The 7111-nt window shown below is 56.2% G+C and carries 13 protein-coding genes and 2 tRNA genes; 8 read left to right on the top strand and 7 right to left on the bottom strand.

Going from position 1 to position 7111, the window contains the following annotated elements:
- The first annotated feature begins 31 nt into the window (after positions 1-31).
- Positions 32-1163, top strand: a protein-coding gene (gene prfB, locus K290_RS0123200) for a peptide chain release factor 2 (protein ID WP_161631247.1) whose coding sequence is annotated in 2 segments (ribosomal slippage) — positions 32-100 and positions 102-1163 — 1131 coding nt in all. Because the reading frame shifts where the segments join, the coding sequence is not laid out codon by codon here.
- A gap of 120 nt (positions 1164-1283) precedes the next feature.
- Here prfB and K290_RS0123205 read toward each other — a convergent pair.
- From K290_RS0123205 to K290_RS0123215, 3 genes are read right to left on the bottom strand one after another with little or no spacing between them, the layout of a single operon-like run.
- On the bottom strand, positions 1284-1688 hold the full coding sequence (locus K290_RS0123205; RefSeq protein ID WP_028754074.1) for a type II toxin-antitoxin system VapC family toxin: 405 nt from the start codon (positions 1686-1688) through the stop codon (positions 1284-1286).
- Positions 1688-1942 carry a type II toxin-antitoxin system VapB family antitoxin gene (locus tag K290_RS34785; RefSeq protein WP_037136060.1) on the bottom strand — a complete coding sequence of 85 codons (255 nt, stop codon included), beginning with the start codon at positions 1940-1942 and terminating at the stop codon, positions 1688-1690. Before K290_RS34785 ends, K290_RS0123205 begins: the two co-directional genes overlap by 1 nt.
- Before the next feature lie 50 nt (positions 1943-1992).
- Positions 1993-2766, bottom strand: a complete 774-nt coding sequence (locus tag K290_RS0123215; protein WP_028754075.1) for an NAD kinase — start codon at positions 2764-2766, stop codon at positions 1993-1995.
- Positions 2767-2932: 166 nt separating this feature from the next.
- Here K290_RS0123215 and K290_RS0123220 point away from each other — a divergent pair.
- Together K290_RS0123220 and K290_RS34790 are read left to right on the top strand one after the other, a co-directional pair.
- Positions 2933-3008, top strand: a tRNA-Thr gene (locus K290_RS0123220).
- A 245-nt stretch (positions 3009-3253) separates the two neighbouring features.
- Positions 3254-3460 (top strand): hypothetical protein, encoded by a 207-nt coding sequence (locus K290_RS34790; RefSeq protein ID WP_037136062.1) that lies wholly within the window; start codon positions 3254-3256, stop codon positions 3458-3460.
- 183 nt (positions 3461-3643) lie between these two features.
- Here the strand turns inward: K290_RS34790 and K290_RS0123230 are convergent.
- Together K290_RS0123230 and K290_RS0123235 are read right to left on the bottom strand one after the other, a co-directional pair.
- Positions 3644-3720: transfer RNA gene (locus K290_RS0123230), tRNA-Arg, on the bottom strand.
- A 7-nt stretch (positions 3721-3727) separates the two neighbouring features.
- Entirely contained in the window at positions 3728-4117 is a 390-nt protein-coding gene (locus tag K290_RS0123235; protein ID WP_028754076.1) for a hypothetical protein, read from the bottom strand.
- Positions 4118-4234: 117 nt separating this feature from the next.
- On the opposite strand from K290_RS0123235, the gene K290_RS0123240 reads away from it, so the two are divergent.
- From K290_RS0123240 to K290_RS38025, 4 genes are all read left to right on the top strand, one after another.
- Positions 4235-4444, top strand: coding sequence for a helix-turn-helix domain-containing protein (locus K290_RS0123240; protein WP_037136064.1), 210 nt, complete (start codon positions 4235-4237; stop codon positions 4442-4444).
- The gene (locus K290_RS0123245) at positions 4441-4839 is read left to right on the top strand and encodes a hypothetical protein (RefSeq protein ID WP_028754078.1); all 399 of its coding nucleotides are present in this window, start codon (positions 4441-4443) and stop codon (positions 4837-4839) included. The genes K290_RS0123240 and K290_RS0123245 overlap by 4 nt, the downstream gene beginning before the upstream one ends.
- 453 nt (positions 4840-5292) lie before the next feature.
- Positions 5293-5874 carry a hypothetical protein gene (locus K290_RS0123250; RefSeq protein WP_028754079.1) on the top strand — a complete coding sequence of 194 codons (582 nt, stop codon included), beginning with the start codon at positions 5293-5295 and terminating at the stop codon, positions 5872-5874.
- A gap of 170 nt (positions 5875-6044) precedes the next feature.
- Positions 6045-6182, top strand: coding sequence for a hypothetical protein (locus K290_RS38025; protein ID WP_172831030.1), 138 nt, complete (start codon positions 6045-6047; stop codon positions 6180-6182).
- Between the two features lie 55 nt (positions 6183-6237).
- Here K290_RS38025 and K290_RS0123260 read toward each other — a convergent pair whose 3' ends face one another.
- Positions 6238-6711, bottom strand: a complete 474-nt coding sequence (locus K290_RS0123260; RefSeq protein ID WP_154668654.1) for a hypothetical protein — start codon at positions 6709-6711, stop codon at positions 6238-6240.
- 81 nt (positions 6712-6792) lie between these two features.
- Positions 6793-6954 (bottom strand): hypothetical protein, encoded by a 162-nt coding sequence (locus K290_RS38030; protein ID WP_154668597.1) that lies wholly within the window; start codon positions 6952-6954, stop codon positions 6793-6795.
- Between the two features lie 16 nt (positions 6955-6970).
- Between K290_RS38030 and K290_RS36460 the strand changes: the two genes are divergently transcribed.
- A partial coding sequence (locus tag K290_RS36460) for a helix-turn-helix domain-containing protein (protein WP_245276630.1) occupies positions 6971-7111 on the top strand: 141 nt, incomplete at its 3' end.

Genomic DNA, 7111 nt, shown 5'->3' on the forward strand with positions numbered 1-7111 from the left:
ACATCGAACGGCCGAATAAAGAAGCAGGAATATGCGAGCGGAAATCGAGAATGTAGTCGACGAAACCAAGCAGGCCATAAGCCTGCTGAGGAGGCATCTTTGACTGGGATCAGGCGATAAGACGACTGGACTGGTTGAACAATAAGGCAGAGGATCCGACCCTTTGGAACGATGCCACCGAGGCGCAGAAGCTGATGCGCGAGCGCCAGCAGCTCGATGACGGCATCAGCGGCGTGCGCGGGCTTGAGCAGCAGCTTGCCGACAATGTCGAACTGATCGAGCTTGGCGAGGAAGAGGGCGATGCCGACGTCGTCCGCGAGGCCGAAGAGGCCCTCAAGAGCTTGAAGACGGAAGCTGCACGCCGGCAGGTGGAGGCCATGCTGTCGGGCGAGGCGGATTCCAACGACACCTACCTCGAAGTCCATTCCGGCGCCGGCGGCACCGAGAGCCAGGACTGGGCGAACATGCTGCTGCGCATGTACACCCGCTGGGCCGAGCGTCAACGCTTCAAGGTGGAACTGCTCGAAGTCCATGACGGTGAAGAAGCCGGCATCAAATCGGCGACCCTTCTGGTCAAGGGCCACAATGCCTATGGCTGGCTGAAGACCGAATCCGGCGTTCACCGCCTCGTGCGCATCTCGCCCTATGACAGCAACGCCCGCCGTCATACCTCCTTCTCGTCGATCTGGGTCTATCCGGTCGTCGACGACTCGATCCAGATCGAGATCAACGAGAGCGATTGCCGCATCGATACCTACCGCTCGTCCGGCGCCGGCGGCCAGCACGTCAATACGACCGACTCGGCGGTGCGCATTACGCACATCCCGACCGGCATTGTCGTGCAGTGCCAGCAGGAACGCTCACAGCACAAGAACCGCGCCAAGGCCTGGGACATGCTGCGCGCCCGCATGTACGAAGCGGAGTTGATGAAGCGGGAAGAAGCTGCGAATGCCGAAGCCGCTTCGAAGACCGATATCGGCTGGGGCCACCAGATCCGCTCTTACGTGCTGCAGCCTTATCAGCTCGTAAAAGACCTGCGCACCGGCGTTGCCAGCACCGCACCAAGCGATGTTCTCGACGGCGATCTCAACGAGTTCATGGAAGCCGCCCTTGCGCACCGCATCAGCGGCGCGGCCGATGCGGTCGTGGACGACGTGGACTGAGAAGAGAATCGGATAGAGTGTCGAAAAGCCCCGGAGACGGGGCTTTTTGCGGCGTGTAACGCGGCAGTCACGCGATGTTTTAGAGAGCTGGCCGATCAATGATATCTGGGGCGACTGTGCTCAAGGCGCAGTGTCGGCATCCGTCTCGCGCAACAATTGGTCCAATGTCAGCAGCGGTGTGTTCATCGCTTTCGCATAGGCATAATGAAAACAATCGAAGTTGCTCAGGTGACGACGACCGAGGCCATGTTTTTCAGCGACTGCAACGGCGAAGGATAGCACGCGGCGTGGTGAAACCGGCTCCTGAAGGCGAATGTTGCGCGCGTCCAGCCATTCGAGGACGGCGCCCTCGGCTTCGCTGTATTTGCAATTGAGCTGGTCCGGCCGCGAGAGCACGATGATAGCTTCCCATGCGGCCAAAGCTGACGTTAAGGGGGAGGTGGCATCCAACAGTGCTGCCTCGTAGGCTTCGGCGCTGTCTTCGCCCGCCATCATGGACACGATCGCGCACGCATCAACAAACATTAGTCGTTGCCGTTGAGATCGTGATCAAGCTGATGATAAGCCTCAGGCGGCACCGGTTTCCGGTTTGGCGCAAAGGACAAGCCACGTTTAGCGAGAATTTTGCGAGCAGTCTCGCTTGGTGCTTCCCGACGCAGGCGCATGTTGATTGCCTCTCTCAAGGCAACAATAACGGCGTCCGTCACGGTCGTTTGGTCGATCCTAGCCAGTTCTCTGGCAAGCGTATCCGCTTCTTCATTTCGGATGCTGAGCACCATCTGTATAGCTCCCTGCGTCTGGCTTACTATACAGGTCTGTGTGGCAATTCTCAATCCGAAAACTGCTCCGCCAATATTCTCTCCGACCATGATCGGTCCGGATCGGAGAGAATGCGGGCCGTCGTGTCTTCGGTCTGGGCGATCCTGACGCTCATGACCGATTTGACTTCGGTGTTGTCGGCTACCGCGTTGACGGGGCGTTTTTCCGGCTCCAGCACAGTGATATCGATCGTCACCTTGTTGGGTAGCAATGCACCGCGCCAGCGGCGAGGGCGGAAGGCGCTGACGGGGGTCATTGCGAGAAGGGGCGCCTCCAGCGGCAGGATGGGGCCGTGAGCGGAGAGGTTATAGGCAGTGGAACCAGCGGGCGTCGTCACCATCAGGCCATCGCAGATCAGTTCCGGCAGACGGACATGGCCGTCAATCTCCACCTTCAGCTTGGCCGCCTGATAGGACTGACGAAACAGTGATACCTCGTTGATGGCAAGCGCGATGGATGTGCTGCCGTCAGCATTGCGTGTGCTCATCTGCAGCGGGTGAAAAGCATTTTCGACAGCCGCTTCGATGCGTTCGGCCAGGCATTCCGTACGATAATCGTTCATCAGGAAGCCGACTGAGCCGCGGTTCATGCCATAGACGCGTTTGCCGGAATTCATCGTATTGTGCAGCGTCTGCAGCATGAAGCCGTCGCCGCCGAGCGCAACGACGATATCCGCATCTTCCTGCGGCGTCTGGCCGTAGAGGCGAATCAACTCCTCGCGCGCGGTCTGGGCTTCCGGCGCAGTCGATGCAAGAAAACAGACAGATTGAAAAGCGCGTGACATGCAATGTCCTTTGAATGATCGTACTAGGTAATGATATTCCCGCTATGCGACAAGACGTTTTGCAACGACTGGTGAATCCGCTGGGCACTTCAGTCCGCGGCATCGACGCAAACTGCCGATTTTCCCTTTACAGGAAATCAAAATCTGCTACTTGGCATGCCGATGTGCCCTTGTAGCTCAGTTGGTAGAGCACCTGATTTGTAATCAGGGGGTCGCGGGTTCGAACCCTGCCGGGGGCACCATTTTTTCACATTATATTCAAGTGGTTACGAGCAAAGTGGAACAAATTGTTTCACTTTGCTATGCGCCATGAATTTACTAGGATTTCCGGGCTTTTCCAAGGATTCCCAGGCTTTGGCGGGGATTCCGTGGAACATGAATGGCGCATGAAATCGATCCTTGGCGCACGACGACGGCGACAATTAAGACGCCGATGTCTTTTAAGCGTATAGTGTGTTTTCACATTGCTGCGGGGTAGGAGGCTGGCATGGTCTACACGACGGCCGACTTGGAGCTGGCCAACAGGCATGTCTTGCTAGGCGAAAAACACATCATCGACCAGGAGATGCTGATCACGAAGCTTATGGCCAAGGGATTAGATACCGCAGTGGCCGAGAGTCTGCTGAGTTTGTTCGTCGACATGCTGAATATTCACCGCGACCGGCGCGATCGAATTGCCGCCACCCTACATTAGGCGATAAAAACCGCCGCCCTTTCGAGCGACGGCCCGAGCGGTGGGCGCAACCCAAGGCTCGTAACGTGCCGTTACTACGCGGCACGGTCTCCTAATGTACCATCGCTAGAACGGGCAGCAAAGAAGGGCCAGCGCGCCGCAAGCGTGTAGGGGCGGTGGTGTCGCGCCGGCCTCGAGGTGTTGTGGTGGACCGCCATGGATTCGAACCATGGACCTGCGAATTAGAAGTTCGCCGCTCTATCCGGCTGAGCTAGCGGTCCTTGTTAACTAGGACTGCTGTCGCGGGAAATAGAAATCGAGCCGAGTGCTACGCATGTCTACATCGCACGCCTCAGCAAAGCCCCTGGCAGCGCCAGTCAGCAGCGTGTCAATCTTCTGGATGACATCCTCAATCTCGAGCCCTTTGAATGCTCTGTCGTAGACTACATCCAGCAAGTAACGGGCACATCCAAGCCGGTGCAAAACATTCTCTGCATCACGCGGAACAACATCAACGGCCGCGTCCAGAATGGCGTCGACGGTGGCGCAGTGTATCTCGCGGCTCACTTCGCACGCAGTCTCATTGATCTTTTCAACCGTTTCGGCGAACAGCGGGAAAATGTCTGGCCGATGGTCGTAGATGTTCGCTTGCAATTTGTTTACCACGATCTGCGTCATTTCGGTGCCTCGTTGCGTCTGCGTCCTGAAATCGGTATACAGTACTGATAACGGAACAATGTCGGTACGTCAACCAGAAATCGGTACGCTGTCATGATAAATTCGGTTCAATGCAAAATGGCGAGAGCAGCACTAGGTCTAGGCGTGAGAGATCTTGCAAAACTTGCCGATGTTTCGGTTGATACAGTTTCTCGGCTTGAACGCGGCGATGACTTAATGCCCCGCACAGTTTCCGCCATCCGCTCCGCCCTTGAAGCGGCCGGCGTCCTATTCATTGACCAAAACGGCAACGGTCCCGGCGTGCGCCTGCGGGATCGGCAAGCGTGACTGACGACATCGAGGTCAGGATTTACCAAGAACATCCGGACGGTGACCCTGAAGAGCTCACGTCCGTAGATATCGAATATTTTGGGGGTATTTGTCCCAACGTGGGAGATATCTTCGTCACATGGAACTTAGGAACGCCATACGGATATTTTCTCGTTGAGAAGCGTTACTTCATCGTTCAGCAAGGCGGCCCGCGAGGGTGGGCGGTTTATGTCCGCGACCTCAAACCGACGCCTTTTGACCAGCGCATGGTTGCGCAGTGGGCAAAGGATACCGAGTTCTTTGCGTCAGAGCGTGACGATGACGAAGACGGGCCAGCGTACGCGCCCATAGCGCCGCCGGACTTGCCGAAATCAAAACGTGTCAGGCGCAAAAAAACGCGGGCCGTCCGCTGACTAGAGACAACGCCCCACCATGCTTCATCATCTGAAAGTAGGCAATGGCAATCGGACAACACACAAAACCTGTGAGCATTGTCGGTTGAATACCGAAATGACGTGTGGCACGTCCCGATGCCTCTTGCATTCGCATGCTGAGTTCTGTTCTTCTGTAGATCCTGGCAGCGGGGAATGCGGCAATAGCTTGCTGGCAAACCGCACTCACCCGCGCTAGGTGGCGACCCTCGGCTAGATCAGCGCGAATGCTGATCTCGCTGACAGTCAGAAGGACTGTGTAACACGTATCACGTACGTGCAACAGAAAACCGCCAAGCGTGTAGCATTTGTCAACACGTTGTTGAATCGCCACACGCTTGTTGACTGAGTTCGCGGCCATTCCCAGCGCGAAATCCCACGTTGACCCCTCACGCATGCCGTGCATAGATGCTGCGGTATTGAGGGGAAAATATTATGAAGTTCAAATATGTAGTAGCCGTGGCCTATATGGCTACGATGTCGTCGTGCGCGACAAATTATACTTACGAGCCGATAATTCCAAATCCGCCGAACATGGAAATGGCGCAAGCGCAATGTCAGATGATGTCTTCGAGCACGCAGCAAGGTGTTGTTGCGTGGGGCAGCACAAGCTATGTGGCCGGCGCGCAATTGGGAAATGCCATAGGAAACGCCGTAAGGGCAGATCAATTCGTACAGCAATGCATGACCATGAGCGGCTGGCGACGCGTTTCCTTGCCGCCGCAAGGTCAAACGAAGCCAGTGCACAGCGAGCCGGTTGGTGGGCTCACCGCAGACCAGAGAAAGCAGGCCGTTGATTTTCTGGCAATGGGATATATCGCCGATACCTGTAAGGTTAAAATAAGCGCAGATAAGCTCGCAAACCTTAAGGCTTTGCGGGCCGAAGTAGGCCCCGATATAATTGCCCAAGGCCGAGCGCTTGGCGAAAAAACTATAAATGACAACGCGAAGAATATTGGGCGGGCCGCGGTATGCCAACGTGCGGTTGGCATCATCAAGGACATGGGCTGGTCATAGCTGACGCTATTCCGGCCAACGGCCTAAACAGTAGGGCGGCCTTTCGACCGCCCCAGCCCCAACACATGGGCGAGCGGCTAGATCGTTTAAATATAGTCCTTCACCAGGCCATTTGGGTTCCATGTAGACATCACCGCTCCGCATAGCTACACCGCGCAAAGAGGTGACCAATGGACGATTCGAACGCCCCACAGCGGCAGACTAAAACACCAGCGAAAGAGCCGCTCCCAGCGGATGAAAAATTCTACGATCCGTGGGAGGAAGAGTTTCGAAAGGTCTACCGCGATGACAAGGCGTTCGACTTTTGACTGAGGGCGGCCTCACGACCGCCCACCATTTTTTAAGGTTGAGCGGGCGCACATTTCAGCCGACAGCTTCGACAGAAAGGAAGGTCGAGCCATTGTCAATGGCATTAAGCGCACCGCCGCTGTCTTGAAAAACGATCACGCCAATTGAATCGCCGGCCGCCACTTCAATGATAGCCGATGTAACATTTTGCTGCATAAATCCGACGGACGTAGCGGCCTTTTGTTGTGGCGCACCAGGGAAAGTCGCACCGTTCTTTACAATCCGGATGCTTCGCGTTCCGGCTGAACTCGTGTTCCAATAAACTCCCGCCGTGACTTTCACGCGGTTGACGCCGGCCGGGATGACAACAACATTGCCCGAAACAGTCGCAACCATCGAATTAACATCGAGAGCCGCAAGCGCGAGGGAGGTGTCAGCGTTATTCGGTATTGATTGGTCGGCTGTCAATCCGGCAATAGCCACGCGGCCGCGAACAGTGGTATTAACCAGCCTTGTCACACCAAAACGTACGATGCTACCAGCCGCCATAACGTCGTCTAAGTCTGCATCAATCGTCCCGCTTGCACCGTTAAGATGCGGATTCCGACGTGAAGCCGGCCGCCAATCCGATCAAAGACCGGCCACCATTCCGATTTGAAGCCGGCCACCGTTCCGATCAAAGACCGGCCAGTTTTCGACACTGAACATCACTCCCTGGGTCAGCAACTTTGGCATCAAATACCTCGCGGTGAACGAGGGGATTTTGATGCCGGCAAAGAGAAGGCTGACCATGAGACATTTGCGACAAATGCTGCGGCTTGCAGCAAGCGGAACCAGCTCGCGTGAGATTGCCGTCGTGTTGGGAATTGCGCGTAGCACGGTGCAGGATAATCTGCAGCGCGCAGCGGCGGCTGGGTTAAACTGGCCCTTGCCTGGGGACCTTACTGAC

The sequence above is a fragment of the Rhizobium leucaenae USDA 9039 genome (assembly GCF_000426285.1).
Taxonomy (GTDB): domain Bacteria; phylum Pseudomonadota; class Alphaproteobacteria; order Rhizobiales; family Rhizobiaceae; genus Rhizobium; species Rhizobium leucaenae.